We start from the raw sequence: 21466 nt of genomic DNA on the forward strand, positions 1-21466 counted from the left end.
GCTCCGGGGTAAGCACTCATGCTAACAAATTAGTTGGCCTGACCGCCGGCAAAGGCTGTTCTCAGCCCCGCCGCAGGTGCAATTCCTGGCGCAGATCTGCGAGGTAAGGAAACGCTTTGCGGCCCTGCACCACCTGTTCATGTTCCAGTTGTGCCAGCAGTTGGCACTCATCCCGACCGGCCATGGCCAGCAGGCTGCCATCCGGCCCGATGATGCTGCTCTGGCCGCAGTACTGGATCTCGCCCTCGGCCCCGCAATAGTTGGCATACACCAGGTAGCACTGATTTTCCTGGGCCCGGGAGCGCACGGTCACCTGACAGACAAAATCATACGGGGTCATGTTTGCGGTCGGCACCAGGATCAGCTCAGCGCCATCCAGCGCCAGGCGCCGGGCATTTTCCGGAAACTCGATGTCGTAGCAGATCAGCAGCCCCACCTTCCAGCCCTCCAGCTCGACCACCGGAAAGTGGTCGGCACCGGGGCTGAACATGGCGCGGTCCAGCTCACCAAACAGGTGCGTCTTGCGGTAATTGCACAGGCTGCGGCCATGGGCGTCGATCAGTTGCACGCTGTTGTAGATCGCGCCATCGTCAGTGCGCTCGGGGTAGCCGTATACGATGGCGATGCGATGCGCCTGGGCGATCTCCACCACCTCCATGGCCGACGGGCCATCATCGGCCTCTGCCAGGCGTTCTACCTGTGCCAACCCGATGTTGTAGCCGCTCAGGAACATCTCCGGACACACCAGCAACTGCGCGCCGCGCTCGGCCGCCAACTGCGCCTGGTGGCGCAGCCGTTGCAGGTTGCCGGGCACGTCCAGCGGGTTGGGCGTACCCTGGAACAGAGCGATGCGCATGCTGCCTCCTTGTCTCAGTCTGCCAGGGCGATCGGCCCGATCTCGTCGAACACGTCGCCTGGGCCTGGATTGTCCGGATGGGTCTGGCCACCGAAGTGGTTCATGATACCCCACACCGCATTCAGCGAAGTCTGCACTGCCCCCTCGACCCAGGCCGGGGTCCACGACACGTCATCGCCGGCAATGAACATCCCGCGCTGCTCCATTGGCATGTCCTGCTGCATGAAGTGCGCGTACATCCGTTGGTTGTAGCGATAGTGGCCAGGCAGTGCGCCCTTGAAGGCACCGAGGAAGTGCGGGTCGGCCTCCCAGGAAATGGTGATCGGGTCGCCGATGATATGCCCGGCGATATCGGTCTTGGGGTAGATCTTCTTCAGTGCATCCAGGGCCAGTTGCACGCGTTTTTCCACGGGGTGCGGGAGCATCTTCAGGGCGTCGCTCATCCAGGCGTAGGACAGGCAGATCACGCCGGGCTTGTCGTCGCCGTTATCGAACAGGTAGGTGCCGCGGGTCAGCCGATCAGTGAGGGTCATGCTCATCAGGTCGCGGCCGGTTTGCGGGTCTTTGTCCTTCCAGAACGGGCGATCGACCATGACGAAGGTTTTCGACGACTGCATGTAGCGGGTACGGTCCAGGGCCATCCACATCTTTTGCGAGAACAGTGATTCTTCACAATCGATCTGGGTGGTCAGCAGCCAGCTCTGGCAGGTGGCGAGCACGGCGCCGTAGTGGCGGGTGTCGCCCCAGTTGTCGGTGACGGCCAGGCGCCCGTCGGCTGCGCGGGCGATGCGCTTTACCCCGGTGCGTGGTGCGCCGCCATGCAGCGCGCTCAGGCTGGTGCCCTCGGGCCAGTGGGCGCAGCGCTCCGGTACATGGCGCCAGATGCCCTGCGGTACCTGCTCCACACCGCCGACGATCAGGTGCTGGTGGTCGTCGCAGTTGGTCATCACCACACGGAAGATTTCCAGCATCGAGTTGGGGAAGTCCGAGTCCCAGCCGCCTGTGCCGAAGCCGACCTGGCCGAACACCTCACGGTGCTGGAAGCTCAGTTGGGCGAACGAGCGCGAGGTGGCGACGAAGTCGTAGAAGGTGCGGTCGTCCCACAGCGGTACCAGCTTGTTCCACAGCGCTTTGAGGCGCGGAACATCGCGATCGCGGATCGCCTGCTGGATATCGGCGAACTGCGCGCCGCTTTCCAGCGCGTCGGCCCAGGCATCGGCTACCTCGTGGAACAGTTTGGGCAAATCGCTGACTTTTTCGGCGTAGTAGGTCTGGCCTTCCAGGTCGATCACCGTGCTGCCGGATGCCGGTGTCAGCGGGTTGGGGAAGGGCTTGGTTTCCAGGCCCAGCTTGTCCACATAGTGGTAGAAGGCGGTGGAGGACACCGGAAAGCGCATGCCGCCGAGCTCGGCGATGACCCCGTCGGTGCCGTTGAAGGCCTGCGAGCGCAGTCGGCCACCCATTTTCGAGGCCTCATACACCACAGGCTTGAGCCCCAGCTTCATCAGCTCGTAGGCCGCCACCAGGCCTGCGATGCCGGCACCGACGATAGCGACTTCCGCACCGTGGCGATCAGCCGGAATACTGCCCAGCCCAGCCGGGTGCTCCAGCCAGTCGTCGAAGCCGAACGGGAAGTCCGGGCCGAAGATGGTGATGGGTTTCTTGCCGTCGGCCGGGTGGCGGTTTTTCTTGTTCATTGCTGTGACCTTGCCAGAGCGGCTGCGCAGGGGCGGAGCCTGAGTATAGGAGATGCCTGGTGGTCATTTTAGGGAGCGGGGTGTTCGTAATTAAGATGCAAAACGCCGTCGTATTGGATTTTTTTTCGTCATAACGACATGACTATAAATACTTGTGACGTTTTTTGCTCGGCAACTGTACCGCTGTCATCTAGAAGGGCTGGCCGCGGTCCACTTTGCTGCTGAGGATGATCGAGGTGGTGGTCTTCTCCACGCCCTCGACGCTACCGATCTGGTCCAGCAGCTGGTCCAGTTGTTCTGGCGAATCGCTGCGCAGCCATGCTACGTAATCGAACTCACCGCTGACCGCGCACAATTGCTGCACTTGCCCCATGGCAGCCAGGCGCCGCACCACGTCCTTGCCGGAGCGCGGTTGCACCTTGATCCCGACATAGGCTTGCAGGCCGCCATCGACCAGGCGCTGGCCCAGGCGCACGCCATACCCAGTGATGACTTTTCCCTTCTCCAGCCGCGCCAGGCGCGAGTTGACGGTGGTGCGAGCGATACCCAGATGGCGGGCAAGGGTGGCGACGCTTTCGCGGGCATTGATCTGCAGCAGGGCGATCAGTTGGTGATCGATTTCATCGAGGGCGATTGGGCGGGGATTCGACATGGCGAGTCTCTACAGTGGGCTTGCTAGCCTAGCCACGCAGCGCCAATCAGGGCAAGGCAAAGTGCTGCTGCGTGGCTGACTTAATTGCGGCATGATGATTGGCAGACTTTAGTGGACCCACCGTGTGAACTTCGAAACTTTGCTGGAATGCTGGCGGCAGGAAGTCTCCAACAAGAAAAAGCCCGGGCGCCGTACCAGCCTGTTCTTCAACGTGCTGCGACGTGCGCGCAAGGACAACAAGCTGCGCTTTCTTTTCGCCTACCGCCTGGCGCAGTACCTTGATGCCCGCGGCGGCCTGAGCAGGCGATACGCCCGCGGCATGCAGCAGCGGCTCAATCTCAAGTACGCCGTGGACATCGACATCGGCGCGCAAATAGCTCCCGGCCTTCGTATCGCCCATCTGCCAGGCGTGGTGATCACTCGCCACGCAAGCATCGGGCGTAATTTTTTCATACGGCAGAATTGCTCGGTTGGGATCAAGACCCTTGGCCTGGACCATTACTCGCTGTGCATAGGCGAGAACGTCAGCCTCGGTGCCAATAGCTGCATCGTTGCTGACCACATCAGCATCGGCAACAACGTGGTCATTGGGGCCATGTCTCTGGTGACCCGAGACATTCCTCCCGATAGCACCTTCTACAACCCGCGCCAGCGGCACATGCAGCCACGGCAGGATTCTTGAGAGCCTGAAAATGAAGAAAGCCGCGCAATCGCGCGGCTTTCTTGTATCGGGTGTCCACACGGACTCGAACTGGCGTAATGGCAGGATCGTGTCGCGTTGCGCTGTTTTGTCGCTGCGAGGTCAGCCTTGAGCGTTTTCCGGGTGCTGTAGCTGGTAGCGCGTGCTGCGCCCGCCGCCGGGCAGTCGGGCAAGGCAGCCCTTCTCGACAAGATCGCTCAGGTGGCGCGTGGCGGTGGCTTTCGAGACCTTGGCCACGGCCTGGTATTGCGCGGCGCTGATGCCGTTCTCGAAACCTCTCTCGCCGCCATCGAGCAGGCGGTTAAGCACTTTGACCTGCTCGGCAGATAAGGCTTGGCTGCGGTGAGCCTGCCAGAAGCGCGCCTTGGCCAGCACGCGGTCTATACGAGCAAGGGCTTGCTCCAGACTCTTGAGCAGCGTTGCGAGGAACCATTGCAGCCAGGCGGTGATATCCAGCGTGCCCTTCTGGCTGGCCTCCAGGATGCGGTAATAGCCGGCACGATCGTTGAGGATGCTAGCCGACATGGCGTAAAAGCGGATAGCCTGCTGTTCGCCCTGAGCCAAAGCCAAGTCGGTGATGGCGCGTGTAAGACGACCATTGCCGTCATCGAATGGGTGCAGGGTAACGAACCAGAAGTGCGCAATGCCGGCACGCAAGAATGGGTCGAGGCTCGCATCGCTGCGGCTGCTCTGGAACCAGGCAAAGAAGTCGTCCAGTTGCGCTTCCAGCCCGGCGCGAGGTGGGGCCTGGAAATGTACGGTAGGGCGCTCGAGACGACCGGAAACTACCTGCATGGGCTCTTCGCCGCGCAGCACGCCGACGCGTAGCGGGCGGGCCATCAAGTGGTCATCGCTGGGGAACAGCCAAGCATGCCAGGCGAACAGCCGCTGCAGAACGAGCGGCTGCTGATAGGCGCGGGTGGCATCGAGCAGCAGTTGCGCCAGGCCTTCGGATCGAGCGGTGGTGCGACCTTCCTCGTTCAGCCCCAGGCGCCGCGCCAGCGACGAGCGCACCGAGCCGACATTCAGCTGCTCACACTCGATGGCGGATGAAGTGACGATATTCTGCAGTAGGGCATCCAGGCTGCTCTGCACTTGCGTGTCACTACTTACAGCTCCCAGCATCCCGAGCAAGCGACCCTGAGCCTGGCTGCAAGCGCGCAGCAGCGGGGCAAGTGCATCGGCTTGCCAGCTAAAGTGCGCCCAGTTGGGCTGCTGCCAGATCCAGAGCGGTTCATTCATGGAGGGGTGCTCTTTTTTGAGCCGATTAACGAGCTTATTCGGCTCATTTGGTGAGCCGATAATGCCGGCTATTCGGCTCACTGTCTAATTTTAAAGCCAGGTTGGCTGACTTAATGAGTGCACCTGATTTGTGGGTGTTGAGCCAGCTCACGCGACTGCTTCCAGCAATTCAGAAACACTCTTGAATCGATAAAAGAACGCATCACGATCCAGTTCGGCCAGCTTCAGGGCCTGAGCCAAAGAGCGATCGCCCGGATGCTTGATCGCAGCCCTTTGGGGATTCCATGACCATCCGGACACCCATTCCACCAACATCCGGACACTCATTCCACAAGTATCCGGACACCGATTCCACGGCCATCCGGACACTTTCAGGCAGGCAGCAACGCAGGATTATTCACTACCATCGGCCTCTTTTATCGAAGCGAAGTGGTCGTCGTGGAGCGTTTATCCATGCGTAAAATCCGAGAGGTACTACGCCTAAAGTTCGACGCCGGCCTGTCCGTGCGCAATATCGCCAAAAGTTTATCCATTGGCCATTCGAGTGCGGGAGACTACCTTTGCCGGTTCGCTGCCAGCGGGCTTCAGTGGCCCGTCGATCTCTCAGATGCCGAGCTGAATCGGCGTTTTTTTCCGCCGGCAGTACCCGCGCCAAGCGACCAACGTCCGACGCCGGACTGGGCTCATGTCCACGCCGAGTTACGCCGTCCCGGTGTCACCTTGGCCCTGCTCTGGCAAGAGTACCGACTCGCCCATCCGCAAGGCTTTCAATACAGCTGGTTCTGCGAGCACTACCGCCTCTGGGCCGCCAAGGTCGACGTGGTCATGCGCCAGGAACATCGCGCAGGCGAAAAGCTGTTCGTCGATTACGCGGGTCAGACCGTGCCGATCATCGACCGGCGAACCGGAGAGATCCGCCAGGCCCAGATTTTCGTCGCCGTCCTCGGTGCCTCCAGCTACACCTTCGCCGAGGCGACCTGGTCGCAGAAACTGCCCGACTGGCTGGGCTCGCACGCCCGCTGTTTTGCTTTTTTCGGCGGCACCGCACAGATCCTGGTGCCCGACAATCTGCGCAGTGGCGTGACCAAGGCGCACCGTTACGAGCCCGATATTAACCCCAGCTACCGCGATCTGGCCGAGCACTACGGCGTCGCCGTATTGCCTGCTCGCTCACGAAAACCCAAGGACAAAGCCAAGGTCGAAGTCGGTGTTCAAGTGGTCGAGCGCTGGATCCTGGCGGTGCTGCGCAATCGGCAGTTCTTTTCGCTGGGTGAACTCAACACGGCCATCGGACTGCTGCTGGATCGCCTCAACCAAAAGCCCTTCAAAAAGCTGCCCGGCTCACGCCGTTCGGCCTTCGAGGCCATCGACCAACCGGCGTTGCAACCGCTACCGGAACACCCTTACATCTACGCCGAGTGGAAAAAGGTACGCGTCCATATCGACTACCACGTCGAGGTCGATGGCCACTTCTACTCGGTGCCATACCAGTTGGTGAAGCACCAACTCGAAGTGCGGCTGACCGCGCAGACCATCGAGTGCTTCCACGCCAACCAGCGCGTGGCCAGCCATTTGCGCTCACAGCACAAAGGCCGCCACACCACCCAGATCGAGCACATGCCCAAAAGCCACCGCGAGCACGCCGAATGGACGCCGCAACGGCTGATCCGCTGGGCAGAGCAAACCGGGCCCAACACCGCTGGCGTCATCACCTACATCCTCGAACGCCGAATCCACCCACAGCACGGCTTCCGCGCCTGCCTGGGCATCCTGCGCCTGAGCAAACAGCACGGCGAAGCGCGGCTGGAAGCCGCGTGCCAGCGTGCGCTGGCACTGGGCGCATGCAGTTACAAGAGCCTGGAATCGATCCTGCGCCAAGGACTGGAACGGCTGCCGCTGGGCCAGCAAAACCTGCCGCTGCTGCCCGACGAGCACATCAACCTGCGCGGCCCCGGCTACTACCACTGACCTGAAAAGGAGGATCAAAATGCTACCGAACCCGACCTTGGACAAGCTGCAAACCTTGCGCCTGCAAGGCATGGTCAAAGCGCTCAGCGAACAACACGCTACGCCCGACATCAACGATCTCAGCTTCGACGAACGCCTTGGCCTGATGGTCGACCGCGAGCTGACCGAGCGCGAAGATGCACGCCTGACGACTCGCCTCAAAGCCGCACGACTGCGCCATAACGCCTGCCTGGAAGACATCGACTACCGCAGCCCTCGCGGCCTGGACAAGGCCTTGATCCTGCAACTGGGCAGCGGCCAGTGGCTGCGCGATGGCCTGAACCTGATCATCGGCGGGCCGACGGGCGTAGGTAAAACCTGGCTCGCCTGCGCGCTGGCCCACAAGGCCTGCCGCGATGGCTACAGCGTGCGTTACCTGCGTCTGCCGCGCTTGATGGAAGAGCTGGGCCTAGCCCACGGCGATGGGCGCTTCGCGAAACTGATGGCGGGTTATGCCAAGACCGACTTGCTGATCCTGGATGACTGGGGCCTGGCGCCGTTTACCGCCGCACAACGGCGCGACATGCTCGAACTGCTGGACGACCGCTACGGCAACCGCTCGACGCTGGTGACCAGCCAGATGCCGGTAGACAAATGGCACGCACTGATCGGCGATCCGACCTTGGGCGACGCGATCCTCGATCGGCTGGTGCACAACGCTTACCGGATCGAACTGAAGGCGAATCGATGCGCAGGCGCGCAACGAAATTGACGACGACAGGGACTTCAGACTAACAATGCAAACCTGCGTCGCTGCGCTCCGACTGCCTGTCCGAATGAGCGTGGAACGAGTGTCCGGATGTTCGTGGGCTGAGTGTCCGAATGGCGTGGAATCCGCAATCCAGCCGCTCATGTTCTTCGTTTCCAGCACGAGATGCCGTAGGGCGAAAGGAATATGTGGTCGATCTGCGTGGTGCCGTCGGGTGTGCTCAGGGTGACGTTGTGCAGGCGGCGGTGGGTCTGCTGATCGAGCTGCCAATGGGTAAACAGTCGCACCAGGAGTTCGCCAATATGGCCCTTGTTCCAGGGCGATTTAAGTAGACCGATCAACAGTGCTGCTGGAGTAAACCAGATCAGCATGTTTTAGACTTGCGCAATGACGGGGGTGAATTCCATTTTCCAACCTTCAGCAATCCTGAGTTAACCAAATAGTACCGAAATCTGGCGTAAAGGCGCGATGATATTTATTGGCCGTATTCGGCTCATTTCGTGAGTCGAATAGTTAAGGCCAATCAGCTCACTGTGGCGTCTTAGCGCACAGCTTCGGGGGGATCTGCAGCCATTGGCCCTGCGCCATGAATTCAGCGCTTCTTTGCCAGCAACTCAGAGCGGCCAATCACCTCTCGGCTGCATTGTGGTTTGCGCGGCCCGGAGAAGCCGGCGTCTTCAATGGCGGTATCCAAGCCGCGAAAGTGCGGGGCGGCTTTGGGGCTGCGCAATGTCTCCATTCCCTCGTTCCAGGCATGCACCATGTGTTTGGCCACATCGCGCCAGGCAGGCTCGTTTTTCGCGGCTTCGATCACTTCTCTACCGACCGCTACGGCGGACTCGCAGAGTTGCTCGACCATGGTGGCATACTGGCGCGGTGGAATACCTAGGACGGCTTTGAAAAAGGTTTCCAGCGAACGGCCCGGTGTCCAGGTTTGTCTGCCGCTTACGGACAGGCCAGGTGGGTTGCTGGCGAAGCGCGGGTAGGCCTGAGTGGTCACCAGGTTATAGGCCGGAGTAAAGGCCACGTCAGCACGCGAGGTGTAAAACAGCGCGATGTTCTTCGCGTGGCAATCAGCATTGCGTACCACGTAGTTGGTCAGCAGCTGCCAGCCTAGATGCTCGCGTTGCGTCTGCAGACGATCAGCGGGGATATAGGCCCGCGTGGCCTTCCACACCCGCTCGGTGGTGGGGGCGTACTTTTCATGTGGTGGTAAACCAAGCAGCCCACAGGCGTCTTCGACTCCGTAGCGGGGGATGCCGTGCGCGTCCACGTCGAAGCGATCCACTACCAGGACTTTGCCGTCTTCTGACATACGACAGGTGGCGACAGGCACGACATTCAGCCGGGCCAGTACGCGCATGGTGTAGAACTCGTTGAAGCCTAGAAAAGGGGTCGTGTCGTCGGATCCCTTGATGATGTGCGAACCGGTGCGCAGTGTCGGTTTACCCAGCGGCTCCCGAGGTTCGGCGGCGTCGCTGGAGATGAACTTTGGCACGACCCCCGACACGGCTACCCGCGCGTATTGCCGCACCAGTGCGGCAAAGCGTTCGTTGGTGTTTTCTGCCTTGAGTAGGTGTTCTATCTCGAGCGGGGCGATCTCGACGCCAGGCTGGACGCCTTCAGGCGTCACTGAGACTCTGCCGATGCCGGTGCCACCCACGACGCCCAGCAGCGACAGGTCGGTGCCATCAAGCAGCGGGCCGAACTCTTCGCGGATAACGCCCAGTAAATACCCTTCGGGCAGGTTCTGGCGGAAAAACGGGAACAGGTCACGGGGCCAGCGCCATGCTTCTTCGCGAACCGGCATAGTCAGGCTGACAAAGTCTTCCGCTGCGCTGCCTGGCAGGTATTTCAGCACGTATTCATCGCGCTCCCGATAGAGCTTGGCCACCAGCCTTGAGCTGACGTGGACATCGAGAATCATGCTCACGCGCTCCCTGACCGCTGCTCGCTGAGGATGTCTTCAACAGTGCGCTGGTGTCCGGCTTTGACTAGCTTCAGGTCGTAGCCGGCCGCTTCCAGCAGGCGAACCAGCACTGAAACACTCATATCGCCTTTGGCCAGTGTTTCCATACGTGCAACGGTCGTGCGCGAGACGCCGGCACGTCCGGCCAGCGCTTCCTGGCTCAGCTTCGCCTCACCACGCGCCTGTTTCAGCATTTCGGAGACATCGTAGAGAGAAGTCATTTGTAGCCCTTGGGCATCAAAAATAGGTGTAATGCTGAAAAATGTAGCCCGTAAGCTACATTCGAACAAGTGCCGTCGGGACAAATTTTGTAGCTCATAGGCTACATAGTGCGTGGGTCAGCGTGATTTTGTGGCTCAGGGGCTACAAGGACACAGGTATTGCTCAGCATCTGCATCGGTTTCCGGTGCTGTTAGCTTTTGCGCGCCCTACCTCACAGCCCTGGCGTGCTATTTCCTTCTGCGCACAGCGGACATGAAAAAGCCGCGCAATGCGCGGCTTTGAAGGTGGTGGGCCCACACGGACTCGAACCGTGGACCAAAGGATTATGAGTCCTCTGCTCTAACCAACTGAGCTATAGGCCCTCAGTAAGTGCCCGGATTATAACGAGGGTTTCGAAAGCGTGCCATCCGAAAGATCGGTTAGTGCTATGCGAAGAAACGCCGCTGCAAAATCATCTGGTGGCAGCGGCAGGCTGACGATATAGCCCTGGATCTGTTCACAACCTTCGGCGGCCAGGAACCGTTGCTGCGCCTGGTTCTCCACGCCTTCGGCAATGATGGTCAACTGCATGCTGCGCCCCAGCGCGATGATGGCGCGGGCGATGGCTGCATCGTGCGGGTCGTCCGGCAAGCCGCGGATGAACGACTTGTCGATCTTGAGGATGTCCAGTGGCAGGCGCTTGAGGTAGCTCAGGGATGAGTAACCGGTGCCGAAATCATCGATTGCCAATTGCACACCCAGCTGCTTTAGCTGGTGCAGCACGGCCAGGGCTTCTTCGGCCTGGCTCATGATGAAGTTTTCGGTAATTTCCAGCTGCAGGTCGCCTGCCTTCAGTTGGTAGGTCTTGAGCAACTGCTCGATGCGCTTGGCCAGGCCATGGTGGCGCAGCTGCGCCCCGGCGAGGTTTATCGACAGCGGGCCGAAGGCTTGGTAGTGCTTCTTCCAATGGTGCATCTGCCGGCAGGCCTGCTCCAGCACCCAGTCGCCGAGCTGCAGGATGGTGCCATTCTCTTCGGCGAGGTGGATGAAGTGCTCTGGCGGCACCTCGCCGAAGCTGGGGTGGCTCCAGCGGATCAGCGCTTCGGCGCCAACCAGGGTCTGGGTCTTGAGGCTGAACTTGGGCTGGTAGCACAGGCTCATTTCGTTGCGTTCTATGGCGCGGCGCAGCTCGTGCTCCAGGGCAATACGTTCGCTGGCCTGGGCTGTGAGGTCACGGGTGTAGGCTTCGACGCGGTTGCGGCCTTTGGCCTTGGAGCGGTACATGGCGGCGTCGGCGTTGCGGATCAGTGTGGCGACGTCGGTGCCGTCCTGGGGATAGAGGCTGATGCCGATACTCGCGCTGGTGAAAAACTCGTGTTCGCCGGCCTGGAAGGGGGCGCTGAAGCAGGACAGCAGTTTGTTGGCGATGGCACTGGCGTCACTGGGTTTGTGCAGGCCGGGCAGCAGGATGATGAACTCGTCGCCACCCAGGCGCGCCACGGTGTCGACGTCGCGCACTTGCTCCTTGAGACGCTGGGCGATGCCCTTGAGCAGCAGGTCGCCGACCGGATGGCCGAGGCTGTCGTTGATGTGCTTGAAGCGATCAAGGTCAAGGAACAGCACCGCGCCCTGGCGGTTGGAGGCTTGCGGGCAGGTGAGCGCGGCCTGCAGGCGGTTTTCGAACAGCGCGCGGTTGGGCAGGCCGGTGAGCGGGTCGTGGTGAGCCTGGTAGTCGAGCTTGGCCTGAGCGTGCTTGAGGCTGGAGATGTCGGCGAACACGGCGACAAAGTGGGTGATCTCGCGGTCGCTATTGCGCACCGCGCTGATGGTCAGCCAGCCCGGGTAAAGTTCGCCATTTTTGCGTTTGTTGTAGATCTCGCCCTGCCAATGGCCTTCGGCTGTGAGCTGATGCCACATGGCGGCGTAAAAGGCGCTGTCATGCTGACCGGAGGCAAGCAGGCGCGGAGTCTGGCCCAGGGCTTCGGTCTCGTTGTAGCCGGTGATTTCGCTGAACGCACGGTTTACCGCGCTGATGCGCTGGTCGATATCGGTGATCAGCACGCCTTCGGCGGTGTTTTCGAACACGGTGGCGGCCAGTTGCAGTTTTTCCTGCATCAGGTGGCGCTCGGTGATGTCACGGGCGATGGTCAGCATGCAGTCGACGCCGGCAATCGGTAGTGGCCGTGCGGACAGCTCGCAAAGGCGTATCTGCCCGTCGCTGCGGCGGATATGGCAGCTGAAATCGCGCACAAAACCATCGTGGGAGAGTTGAGCGATCAGGCGTTTACGTTCGTTGAGGTCGACCCAGATGCCCAGGTCGAAAGACGTCTGGTCCAGGGCAGGATCGAGGTCATAGCCGGTCAGCCGGCAGAAGCCCTCGTTGACCTCGATCAGCAGGCCATCGCTCTGGCGCGACAGCAGCAGGCCGTCCGGAGACGCGTGGAAGGCCTTGGCGAATTTCTCTTCGGAGGTTTGCAGTTGCTGCTGGGTTTCTTTCAGTTGGCTGATGTCGCGAACCGCCACGACGAAAGCCAGGGTGCCATCCAGCTCGAAGGTTTCGGCAGAGGTCAGGCCCGTGAACAATTGGCCATTGCTGCGACGGAAGCTCATTTCCAGGTTGCGGATACCTCCCTGGTGCAGGCGCTCGAGCAGCAATGGCCCGGCACCTTGCGCACCCCACAGGTTCAGCTCTGTAGCGGTGCGGCCGACCACCTGACCTGGGGTCAGGCCGATCTGCTCCTCGAAAGCTTCGTTGACCTCCAGCAGGCACCCATCACTGTGGCGCGCAATCAACAGGATGTCGGGGCATTGCTGGAATACCGAAGCGAACTTCTGCTCCGACAGGCGCAGGGCGTCTTCAGTGCGCTTGGTTTCGCTGATGTCGATCATCAGCCCGCGCATCACAGGCCGGTGGCCGTGCTCGATCATGCTGACGATGTTGCGCACCCAGAGTGAATGGCCATCGGCACGCATCACCCTGTAATCGAGGCTGTGGTCGCGCCCGGCTGCTGTTTCACTTTCGCAGTAGGCCTGGGCCCAGAGTGCGTCCTCCGGGTGCAGGATGCTGCGCCAGAAGCCTGGTTTGAGCCATTCATGCAAAGGGTAGCCAAGCAGGTCTTCGGCATGGGGTGAGACGTAGCTATAGGTGAAGTCATTGGCGTCAGCTTCCCAGGCGATGGCTGAGAGGCTTTCGATCAGCCCGCGGTAGTGGTACTCGCTGCTGCGCAGTTCCTGTTCCAGGGCAATGCGCCTGGATATTTCCGAGCTGAGGCGGCGGTTGATGCGGATCACCACGGCCAGGATGGCGATCAGCAAAAGGACGCCGGGCAGCCCGTACATGAGCATGTCATTCCAGAACGTGCGTTGATCGACCACATTGCCGACCCAGCGTTGCTGGATCTGCCTGATCTCGTCACTCGACATGTCGGCCATGACCTTGTCGAGGATGCCGACCAGGACCTTCTTGTCGCGCGGTGCGGCCATGGCCAGCTGATAGCGATAGGGCGTTTCGCCGCTGACATAAAGGCCGTCCAGCTTGAGCTGACGCAGGCTCCAGATGCTCGAGGCGAGGTCACCGACCACAGCATCCACCTCATCGGTGGCCAGTGCCTGCAAGGTCGAGCTGACATTGGGCATGGCGACCAGGTTGAGATCTGGATGGTGGGTACGCAGCAGTTCGTGTGGAGCGTAATTCTCCACCACAGCGATTTTCAGGCCGTACAGGTCCTTCAGTGTGCGGGGTTGCTGGCCGCCTTCATGGGCCAGGATAACGATGGGGAAATCCAGATAAGGGCGTGTGAAAGCCAGGAAGCCCTGGCGTTCGGGGGTTGACATGACGCCGGGTAAAAGGTCGATGCGGCTTTCGCGCGCCTGTTCAAGTACCTCGGTCCAGGTGCTGGGTTCGACCGGCTTGAATGCCACGCCCAGACGGTCCTGGAGCATGGCGATGTAATCGGCGGCCAATCCCTGGTACCGGCCTTGCTGGTCACGAAATTCGAACGGTGGCCAGGAGGCGTCGACGCCCAGCTTCAACTGCGGGTGGGCAGCGAGCCAGGTTTTTTCCTCGTCTGTCAGGGTCAGGGCGCCGGCCGTTGTGTTCCACAGGATCAGGAGCAGCAACAGAATGGCCGGCATTGGCGGCATGGCAGCCTCGCATTCAGGTGGTCTGAATTCGAGTGTAGACGGGCAATCGCCGCGAAGGGTAGCTACTTGCCACGACCTTTTGTCACATAAGAAAAACCCCGGCCTAGGCCGGGGTTTTTCATCACTCGTCGAGGAAGGATCGCAGGTGCTCGCTGCGCGTCGGGTGGCGCAATTTGCGCAACGCCTTCGCTTCGATCTGACGGATCCGTTCACGGGTCACGTCGAACTGCTTGCCCACTTCTTCGAGGGTGTGGTCGGTGTTCATGTCGATACCGAAACGCATGCGCAGCACCTTGGCTTCGCGTGCGGTCAGGCCCGAAAGCACGTCGCGAGTCGCTTCCTTGAGGCTTTCGACCGTGGCCACGTCGATCGGGGACTGCATGGTCGAGTCCTCGATGAAGTCGCCCAGGTGCGAATCTTCATCGTCACCGATCGGGGTTTCCATGGAGATCGGCTCTTTGGCGATCTTCAAGACCTTGCGGATCTTGTCCTCAGGCATCTCCATACGCTCACCGAGCTCTTCCGGGGTCGGTTCGCGACCCATTTCCTGCAGCATCTGCCGGGAAATACGGTTGAGCTTGTTGATCGTCTCGATCATGTGCACCGGGATACGAATGGTGCGTGCCTGGTCGGCGATCGAGCGGGTAATCGCCTGACGAATCCACCAGGTGGCGTAGGTCGAGAACTTGTAACCGCGACGGTATTCGAACTTGTCCACCGCTTTCATCAGGCCGATGTTGCCTTCCTGAATCAGGTCGAGGAACTGCAGGCCGCGGTTGGTGTACTTCTTGGCGATGGAAATCACCAGACGCAGGTTCGCCTCGACCATTTCTTTCTTGGCGCGGCGAGCCTTGGCCTCACCGATGGACATGCGGCGGTTGATGTCCTTGATCTCGGCAACGGTCAGGCCGGTCTCGGTCTCAAGGTCGATCAACTTTTGCTGGCAGGCGACGATGGCGGCGTCCTTTTCACCCAGGGCAGCAGCCCATTTGGTGTTGCGCTTGGCCAGGTCACCGCTCCAGGTCTGGTCGGTCTCGTTGCTCGGGAACAGGCGCAGGAAGTCGGCACGCGGCATGCGCGCATCACGTACGCACAGTTGCATGATGGCACGCTCTTGCTGGCGCAGGCGGGCCAGGGCATCACGAACGCGCTCGACCAGTACCTCGAACTGCTTGGGCACCAGCTTGATCGGCATGAACAGATCGGCCAGGGCCTGCATTGCACCGATGCTCTCGGCGTGGCTGCGGCCATGCTTTTTCAGCACCTTGAGGGTGATGGCGAGCTGATCCGATACCGCGCCGAAACGCTGGGCTGCAACGACTGGGTCCGGACCGCTCTCGGTCTCTTCCTCATCGTCACTGCTATCGTCGCTTTCTTCCTCGTCCTCGGCCTCTTCCTTCGTGGCAGCGGCCTTGGCGCCAGGGATCGGCACTTCTTCGGTCGGAGCGGCGATATTGTCGTCAGGGTCGATGTAACCGCTGAGAACATCGGACAGACGGCCACCTTCGGTGGTGACGCGGTCGTATTCACCGAGGATGTAGTCAACTGTGCCCGGGAAGTGGGCAATAGCGCCCATCACTTCACGGATGCCTTCCTCGATACGCTTGGCGATTTCGATTTCGCCTTCGCGGGTCAGGAGCTCGACCGTACCCATTTCGCGCATGTACATGCGCACTGGGTCGGTCGTGCGGCCGATATCGGTTTCAACGGCCGCCAACGCAGCAGCGGCTTCTTCGGCCGCGGCTTCGTCGGTGTCGGCTTCCGCCAACAGAAGGGCATCCGCATCCGGAGCACTCTCGAATACGTTGATCCCCATGTCGTTGATCATGCGGATGATGTCTTCCACCTGTTCAGGATCTGAAATATCCTCAGGCAGGTGGTCGTTGACCTCCGCGTAAGTCAGGTAGCCCTGCTCACGACCGCGGGTGATCAATTCTTTGATACGAGACTGCTGTTGCGCTTTTCCGGACATAACACCCTATCCACTGAAGGTCTTGGCGGGCAAAAAACAAGCCGAGGATTATACCCGAGCATGGGCCTCACGCGCCAGATGAGGTCGGCGTTTGTGCGGGAACATTCCGGCTCAGCAGGGCGAGAAGCTGAGATTTTTCCTCGCTGCTCAACTCGCTTTGACGTGCTTTCCTGAGCAGATGTTCCAGGCTGCGCTCGCGTTGGCGGGCGGACAAGCTAGTTATAGTGTCGAAAAACTGTTGTTCAAGGTTGTCGGCCACGATCAGCCATTCCTTTTCTGCCAGGGCTCGCAGCAAGCGGCCCTGTTCAGTGCCGTGCCAGCGTGCGATCAGCTGCATTGAGCTTAGCCCAGGATTTTTCTGCGCGGCCTCGATCAGCGCCACCAGCAACTGGCTGTAGAGATGCTCTTCGTCGGCAAAGTGGCTGGCGTCCTCGACTTTGCCGGCCAGCAACGGGTGGTGCAGCAGCGTGCGCAAGGCCGCCAGGGTCGGGGGTTCCACCGGTGCCGGCGTGCGTGGCGGCGCTTCATCGCGCTGCTGCCACGGCTTGCCTCCCTTGCGGCTCTTGTCCCAGGGCTTGTCGCTCCACGGCTTCTTGCCGCCCCCCTTGTTCGGCTTCCACTGCTGCTCCTGCTGCGCCGGGGCGTAGTCGTGTTGCGGCATGTCGCCATAGTCGGGGGTGTAACTGGCCATGGCGTCGTAGTCGTAGCCAGGGTCATAGTCCGGCACGCTGTTGGCGGCAGGCGCCTGCTGGGCCAACTGCTCGACCTGCTGTGGATCGAGGCCGGTAATTTCCTTCAGGCGATTGCGCATCAGCTGGCGCAGGTTGGCGCCGGGGATTTTTTCGATCAACGGTGCAGCCAGGGTCGCCATGTGCGCCTTGCCTTCAAGCGAGCGCGGGTCGGCCTCGACGCTCAGTTGCTCGAAGAAATAGTCGGCCAGCGGCTGGGCGTGCTGGTTGATGCGCGCCATGAAGGCATCGGTGCCCTCTGCGCGTACCAGGCTGTCCGGGTCTTCGCCTTCGGGCAGGAACAGGAAGCGCGCACGGCGCCCGTCCTGCAGTGCCGAGAGGGTCGACTCCAGGGCGCGCCAGGCGGCCTTGCGCCCGGCCTGGTCGCCGTCGAAGCAGAACAGTACGCTGGGCACCACGCGAAACAGACGCTTGAGGTGTTCTTCGCTGGTGGCGGTGCCGAGTGTCGCTACGGCATTACGCAGGCCCTGCTGGGCCAGGGCGATGACATCCATGTAACCCTCGACGACGATGATCTCGTCGAGGTTGCGGTTGTGCTTGCGTGCCTCATACAGCCCGTAAAGTTCCTGGCCCTTATGGAATACCGGGGTCTCCGGGGAGTTGAGGTACTTGGGCTTGTCGTCGCCCAGAACGCGGCCGCCAAAGGCGATGATGCGCCCGCGGCTGTCGCGTATCGGGAACATCACCCGGTCGCGGAAGCGGTCGTAGCGTTTGCCGCTTTCGGCGTTTTCGATCAGCAGGCCGGCGTCGATCATCACCTTCTGTTGCAGGGTGTCCGCGCCGAGGTGCTTGAGCAGGTTGTCCCAGCCAGGTGGTGCGAACCCCAGGCCGAAGTCGCGGGCAATTTCGCCCGACAGGCCGCGGCCCTTGAGGTAGTCCACTGCGGCTTTTCGGGTCGGGTGGCTGCGCAGGGCCTGGCGGTAGAATTCCGAGGCTGCATCCAGCAGCGGGTAAAGCGGCGAGTCTGTAGGCTGTCGCGGCTTCTGGCCGCGACGGCCTTCCTCGCGGGGCACTTCCATGCCTGCGGCACGGGCCAGTTCCTCGACGGCCTGGGGGAAGTCCAGGTTGTCGTGGTCCATGACGAAGCCCAGGGCGTTGCCGCCTGCGCCGCAACCGAAGCAGTAATAGAACTGCTTGTCCGGGCTGACCGTGAAGGACGGGGTTTTCTCTTTGTGGAACGGGCAACAGGCAGAGTAGTTCTTGCCGGCCTTTTTCAGCTGGACGCGCGAACTCACCACGTCGACGATGTCGAGGCGGTTGATCAGGTCGTCAATGAAGCTTTGGGGAATCAGCCCGGCCATGGCAGTCTCGTCATCTGGCAACTGGCAAGTCTAAACGCTAGCGCGCCGTTAGGGGCAAGAGCTGCTAGGGGATGTGCGAGGGAATGTGTGCTCGTCGGTAGCCTCCAGGTAACCAGGGGCTCGTCAGTGAGGACGTGCACGACTGGTCGAAACCAGCTCTGACGTTTTGATGCGCTTTGCCCATTGCAGGTTGCGATGGACGCCTTGAACTAGCTGCTCAAGGTTGAAACAAACCGCTGCCATCGGCCCGGCGGTGAGCCGGGCAGGGCAGAAGCTTTGCGTAGAACGGCTGTACTGTATTAGTACAGACGAACGGCGCGGCGCTGTTCGCGCTGAACTTTCTTGGCGTGACGCTTAACAGCAGCAGCTGCTTTACGCTTACGCTCGGCGGTCGGCTTCTCGTAAAACTCGCGGCTACGAACTTCAGCCAGTACACCGGCTTTTTCGCAGGAGCGCTTGAAACGACGCAGAGCTACGTCGAAGGGTTCGTTCTCTTTAACTTTGACGGCTGGCATCCAGGGCTACCTTAATTCATTACCGGGGTAGACGTGCTCCTGGCAAAACAAAGGTGTGCTGGAGAACGTCGGTTTTCAAGGGTTGCGGATGTTAACCCTTAGCAAGCCGGAATGCAAAGCCTCTGATCGAAAACCGCTGGTCGGCACCCGGCACGGGGACTATCATGCGCGGCTTCGAAATCAGCCCCCACAAGGGACGAGCCCATGCTAGTACTGGGATTGGAAACATCCTGCGACGAAACCGGCGTCGCATTATACGACAGCGAACGCGGTTTGTTGGCCGACGCGCTGTTCAGCCAGATCGACCTGCACCGCGTGTTTGGCGGGGTGGTACCCGAGCTTGCCTCACGGGACCACGTCAAGCGCATGCTGCCCCTGATCCGCCAGGTGCTGGACGAGGCGGGCTGCGTGGCCACCGAGATCGACGCCATTGCCTACACCGCAGGCCCTGGCCTGGTCGGAGCGCTGCTGGTGGGTGCGTCCTGCGCCCAGGCTCTGGCTTTCGCATGGGATATTCCGGCGATCGGCGTGCACCATATGGAAGGCCATCTGTTGGCGCCCATGCTTGAGGAAAATCCTCCGCAGTTTCCGTTCGTCGCTTTGTTGGTGTCTGGGGGGCATACCCAGCTGGTTCGGGTCGATGGCATCGGCCAGTACGAGTTGCTGGGCGAGAGCCTGGATGATGCTGCTGGCGAAGCGTTCGACAAGACTGCCAAGCTGATCGGCCTCAATTACCCGGGTGGCCCGGAAATCGCTCGCCTGGCAGAACGGGGCGTACCGGGGCGTTTTGTGTTCCCGCGGCCGATGACCGACCGTCCGGGCCTGGCGTTCAGCTTCAGTGGCCTGAAGACCTTTGCCCTGAACACTTGGCAGCAGTGCCGCGATGCTGGTGACGACAACGAGCAAACCCGTTGCGACGTGTCCCTGGCGTTCCAGCAGGCTGTGGTGGAGACTCTGACCATCAAGTGCAAGCGCGCACTGAAGCAGACCGGCCTCAAGCGTCTGGTGATTGCCGGTGGCGTGAGCGCCAACAAGGCATTGCGTGCCTCCCTCGAGGACATGCTCGGCAGTATCAAAGGCAACGTGTACTACGCGCGTCCCCAATTCTGTACCGACAATGGCGCGATGATCGCCTATGCCGGTTGCCAGCGGCTGTTGGCCGGGCAGCAGCAGGACCTGGCGATCAGCGTGCAGGCGCGCTGGCCGATGGAGCAGTTGCCACCGTTGTAAGCCGCTTGCGTGTGCGTCAGAAGTGGCGTTCGCGCCCGGCGAAAAGGTCGCGCAGGTTATTGCGGTGGCGCCAGACGATCATCACGGTCAGCACGCTGATCGGCAGCAGGGCCGCTGGCTCGCGCCAGGCCAGCAGTGGCAGGGTCAGCGGTGTGGCGATCAGCGCGGCCAGCGAGCTGGTGCGGGTAAGGTAGAACGTCAGCAGCCAGGCGGCGATGGCCAGTAGCGCGGCGGGGAAGTACAGGCCCATGAGCATGCCGGCCGCCGTGGCCACGCCCTTGCCGCCCTGGAAACGGAAGTACACTGGGAACAGGTGGCCGAGCACCGCGCAGACGCCTACCCAGGCCTGCTCTTGCAGGTCGAGCCCGGCCAGGCGTGCCAGCATTACGGGCAGCAAGCCCTTGCACAGGTCGCCAAGCAGGGTCAGGATCGCCATTTTGCGGCCCGCCAGGCGTAGCATGTTGGTGGCGCCGGCATTGCCCGAACCGCAGGAGCGCGGGTCCGGGCTGCCCGAAAGGCGGCTGAGGACGATGGCGAAGGACAGCGAGCCGAGCAGGTAGGCGAGCAGCGCCAGTAACCAAAACATGCTAACTATTCCGGGCGAGGACGCCCTGATTCTAACGGCGCCAGTCGCCCTTGTCGTGCTGTGGAGAGAAGTGCTTGGACAGAGTGTTCATCGAAGGCCTGGAAGTCGATACCGTCATCGGTGCCTATGACTGGGAACGGGATATTCGCCAGTGCCTGCGCCTGGACCTGAGTTTCGCCTGGGACAATCGCCCGGCAGCGGCTGGCGATGATCTGAACCTGGCGTTGGACTATGCCAGTGTTTCGGCGCGTATCCAGGCCTTTGCCGAGCAGGCGCGTTTCGAGCTGGTGGAGACGTTCGCCGAACGGCTGGTCGCGGCCCTGATGGAAGAGTTCCACATCCCTTGGGTGCGGCTCAAGCTGACCAAGCCGGGTGCGGTCCCTGCGGCCCGAGGCGGTGTTGGCGTGGAGATCGAGCGCGGATGTCTCTGAGCACGGTTTACCTGGGCCTGGGCAGCAACATCGATCGCCATGCGCACCTGTGCGCAGGGCTCGATGCATTGGCGGCGATCCTCTGTGACATGCGTTGTTCTCCGGCGTTCGAAAGCCAGGCTGTGGGGATCAAGAGCGGCCCATTCATCAATTTCGTGGTGACGGGCAAGACCGACCTTGGGTTGATGGAGCTGGACCGCCGGCTCAAGTTCATCGAGGCTGACAATGGCCGCTACGCGCCCGACCGCAAGGGCCTGCCGCTGGATATCGATGTGCTGATGTATGACGATCTGCATGGCACGTTCGATGGGCTGGTGTTGCCCAGGGCCGAGATTCTGAAGAACGCTTTCGTGCTATGGCCGTTGGCGCTGCTGGCGCCTGAGCTGGTGCATCCGGGAGAGGGTAAGAGCATGGCCCGGTTGTGGCAGGAGGCTAATATCGACCAGGTGTTGGCGCCGGTCGCGTTTGAATGGCGCGGTTTGCAGCTTACCAGCGTCTGAGCCGGG

The 21466-nt window shown here is 61.3% G+C and carries 16 protein-coding genes, 1 tRNA gene and 3 pseudogenes; 7 read left to right on the plus strand and 13 right to left on the minus strand.

Annotation, left to right across the window (positions count from 1 at the left end; all coding sequences use genetic code 11):
- Nucleotides 1–61: 61 nt before the first annotated feature.
- The 3 genes from EGJ09_RS20035 to EGJ09_RS20045 all read right to left on the minus strand — a co-directional run bounded on the left by EGJ09_RS20035 (nt 62) and on the right by EGJ09_RS20045 (nt 3205).
- Nucleotides 62–856 carry a carbon-nitrogen hydrolase family protein gene (locus EGJ09_RS20035; protein WP_046787561.1) on the minus strand — a complete coding sequence of 265 codons (795 nt, stop codon included), beginning with the start codon at nt 854–856 and terminating at the stop codon, nt 62–64.
- Between the two features lie 14 nt (nt 857–870).
- On the minus strand, nt 871–2553 hold the full coding sequence (locus EGJ09_RS20040; protein ID WP_125924622.1) for an NAD(P)/FAD-dependent oxidoreductase: 1683 nt from the start codon (nt 2551–2553) through the stop codon (nt 871–873).
- Nucleotides 2554–2743: 190 nt separating this feature from the next.
- A complete protein-coding gene (locus EGJ09_RS20045; protein ID WP_115273044.1) occupies nt 2744–3205 on the minus strand; it encodes an Lrp/AsnC family transcriptional regulator in 462 nt (153 codons plus the stop codon).
- Between the two features lie 124 nt (nt 3206–3329).
- Between EGJ09_RS20045 and EGJ09_RS20050 the strand changes: the two genes are divergently transcribed.
- A complete protein-coding gene (locus EGJ09_RS20050; protein WP_115273043.1) occupies nt 3330–3887 on the plus strand; it encodes a serine acetyltransferase in 558 nt (185 codons plus the stop codon).
- A gap of 120 nt (nt 3888–4007) precedes the next feature.
- On the opposite strand, the gene EGJ09_RS20055 is transcribed toward EGJ09_RS20050, so the two are convergent.
- Nucleotides 4008–5147, minus strand: a complete 1140-nt coding sequence (locus tag EGJ09_RS20055) for a Fic family protein (RefSeq protein ID WP_125924623.1) — start codon at nt 5145–5147, stop codon at nt 4008–4010.
- Nucleotides 5148–5336: 189 nt separating this feature from the next.
- Between EGJ09_RS20055 and EGJ09_RS20060 the strand changes: the two are divergent.
- The 3 genes and pseudogenes from EGJ09_RS20060 to istB all read left to right on the plus strand — a co-directional run.
- Nucleotides 5337–5420 (plus strand): annotated as a pseudogene (locus tag EGJ09_RS20060) (helix-turn-helix domain-containing protein); the annotation flags it as partial.
- Between the two features lie 180 nt (nt 5421–5600).
- Nucleotides 5601–7115 (plus strand): IS21 family transposase, encoded by a 1515-nt coding sequence (gene istA / locus EGJ09_RS20070; protein WP_125924625.1) that lies wholly within the window; start codon nt 5601–5603, stop codon nt 7113–7115.
- A gap of 19 nt (nt 7116–7134) precedes the next feature.
- A pseudogene (gene istB, locus EGJ09_RS20075) lies at nt 7135–7889 on the plus strand (IS21-like element ISPsy14 family helper ATPase IstB).
- Nucleotides 7890–7983: 94 nt separating this feature from the next.
- On the opposite strand, the pseudogene EGJ09_RS20085 reads toward istB, so the two are convergent.
- From EGJ09_RS20085 to rpsU, 8 genes and pseudogenes are all read right to left on the minus strand, one after another.
- A pseudogene (locus EGJ09_RS20085) lies at nt 7984–8234 on the minus strand (nuclease-related domain-containing protein); the annotation flags it as partial.
- 221 nt (nt 8235–8455) lie between these two features.
- Nucleotides 8456–9790, minus strand: coding sequence for a type II toxin-antitoxin system HipA family toxin (locus tag EGJ09_RS20090; RefSeq protein WP_125924626.1), 1335 nt, complete (start codon nt 9788–9790; stop codon nt 8456–8458).
- 2 nt (nt 9791–9792) lie between these two features.
- Entirely contained in the window at nt 9793–10053 is a 261-nt protein-coding gene (locus EGJ09_RS20095; RefSeq protein ID WP_115273038.1) for a helix-turn-helix transcriptional regulator, read from the minus strand.
- A 286-nt stretch (nt 10054–10339) separates the two neighbouring features.
- A tRNA-Ile gene (locus EGJ09_RS20100) sits at nt 10340–10416 on the minus strand.
- 16 nt (nt 10417–10432) lie between these two features.
- The gene (locus tag EGJ09_RS20105; protein ID WP_046787565.1) at nt 10433–14176 is read right to left on the minus strand and encodes an EAL domain-containing protein; all 3744 of its coding nucleotides are present in this window, start codon (nt 14174–14176) and stop codon (nt 10433–10435) included.
- A 121-nt stretch (nt 14177–14297) separates the two neighbouring features.
- A complete protein-coding gene (gene rpoD / locus EGJ09_RS20110) occupies nt 14298–16148 on the minus strand; it encodes an RNA polymerase sigma factor RpoD (protein ID WP_119687869.1) in 1851 nt (616 codons plus the stop codon).
- A gap of 67 nt (nt 16149–16215) precedes the next feature.
- Complete coding sequence (gene dnaG / locus EGJ09_RS20115; protein WP_125924627.1) at nt 16216–18198, minus strand: DNA primase; 1983 nt, start codon at nt 18196–18198, stop codon at nt 16216–16218.
- Nucleotides 18199–18497: 299 nt separating this feature from the next.
- On the minus strand, nt 18498–18713 hold the full coding sequence (gene rpsU / locus EGJ09_RS20120; protein WP_003255575.1) for a 30S ribosomal protein S21: 216 nt from the start codon (nt 18711–18713) through the stop codon (nt 18498–18500).
- A gap of 204 nt (nt 18714–18917) precedes the next feature.
- Between rpsU and tsaD the strand changes: the two genes are divergently transcribed.
- Complete coding sequence (gene tsaD / locus EGJ09_RS20125; protein ID WP_012316572.1) at nt 18918–19943, plus strand: tRNA (adenosine(37)-N6)-threonylcarbamoyltransferase complex transferase subunit TsaD; 1026 nt, start codon at nt 18918–18920, stop codon at nt 19941–19943.
- A gap of 16 nt (nt 19944–19959) precedes the next feature.
- On the opposite strand, the gene plsY is transcribed toward tsaD, so the two are convergent.
- On the minus strand, nt 19960–20529 hold the full coding sequence (gene plsY, locus EGJ09_RS20130; protein ID WP_012316571.1) for a glycerol-3-phosphate 1-O-acyltransferase PlsY: 570 nt from the start codon (nt 20527–20529) through the stop codon (nt 19960–19962).
- Between the two features lie 74 nt (nt 20530–20603).
- On the opposite strand from plsY, the gene folB reads away from it, so the two are divergent.
- Nucleotides 20604–20960, plus strand: a complete 357-nt coding sequence (gene folB, locus EGJ09_RS20135) for a dihydroneopterin aldolase (protein ID WP_009682799.1) — start codon at nt 20604–20606, stop codon at nt 20958–20960.
- Nucleotides 20951–21460, plus strand: a complete 510-nt coding sequence (gene folK / locus EGJ09_RS20140) for a 2-amino-4-hydroxy-6-hydroxymethyldihydropteridine diphosphokinase (protein ID WP_039602169.1) — start codon at nt 20951–20953, stop codon at nt 21458–21460. Before folB ends, folK begins: the two co-directional genes overlap by 10 nt.
- The last annotated feature ends 6 nt before the right edge of the window (nt 21461–21466 follow it).

Origin of the sequence: Pseudomonas sp. p106, assembly GCF_003936645.1 — a bacterium.
In the GTDB taxonomy this organism is placed as follows: domain Bacteria; phylum Pseudomonadota; class Gammaproteobacteria; order Pseudomonadales; family Pseudomonadaceae; genus Aquipseudomonas; species Aquipseudomonas putida_E.

Bases quoted from the DNA above. Each gene is read 5' to 3' on its own strand.
- EGJ09_RS20105 (WP_046787565.1), bottom strand. From the start codon at position 14,176: ATGCCGCCAATGCCGGCCATTCTGTTGCTGCTCCTGATCCTGTGGAAC.
- rpoD (WP_119687869.1), bottom strand. From the start codon at position 16,148: ATGTCCGGAAAAGCGCAACAGCAGTCTCGTATCAAAGAATTGATCACC.
- tsaD (WP_012316572.1), top strand. From the start codon at position 18,918: ATGCTAGTACTGGGATTGGAAACATCCTGCGACGAAACCGGCGTCGCA.
- dnaG (WP_125924627.1), bottom strand. From the start codon at position 18,198: ATGGCCGGGCTGATTCCCCAAAGCTTCATTGACGACCTGATCAACCGC.
- EGJ09_RS20090 (WP_125924626.1), bottom strand. From the start codon at position 9,790: ATGATTCTCGATGTCCACGTCAGCTCAAGGCTGGTGGCCAAGCTCTAT.
- EGJ09_RS20035 (WP_046787561.1), bottom strand. From the start codon at position 856: ATGCGCATCGCTCTGTTCCAGGGTACGCCCAACCCGCTGGACGTGCCC.
- EGJ09_RS20040 (WP_125924622.1), bottom strand. From the start codon at position 2,553: ATGAACAAGAAAAACCGCCACCCGGCCGACGGCAAGAAACCCATCACC.
- rpsU (WP_003255575.1), bottom strand. From the start codon at position 18,713: ATGCCAGCCGTCAAAGTTAAAGAGAACGAACCCTTCGACGTAGCTCTG.
- plsY (WP_012316571.1), bottom strand. From the start codon at position 20,529: ATGTTTTGGTTACTGGCGCTGCTCGCCTACCTGCTCGGCTCGCTGTCC.
- istA (WP_125924625.1), top strand. From the start codon at position 5,601: ATGCGTAAAATCCGAGAGGTACTACGCCTAAAGTTCGACGCCGGCCTG.
- EGJ09_RS20045 (WP_115273044.1), bottom strand. From the start codon at position 3,205: ATGTCGAATCCCCGCCCAATCGCCCTCGATGAAATCGATCACCAACTG.
- EGJ09_RS20055 (WP_125924623.1), bottom strand. From the start codon at position 5,147: ATGAATGAACCGCTCTGGATCTGGCAGCAGCCCAACTGGGCGCACTTT.
- EGJ09_RS20095 (WP_115273038.1), bottom strand. From the start codon at position 10,053: ATGACTTCTCTCTACGATGTCTCCGAAATGCTGAAACAGGCGCGTGGT.
- folK (WP_039602169.1), top strand. From the start codon at position 20,951: ATGTCTCTGAGCACGGTTTACCTGGGCCTGGGCAGCAACATCGATCGC.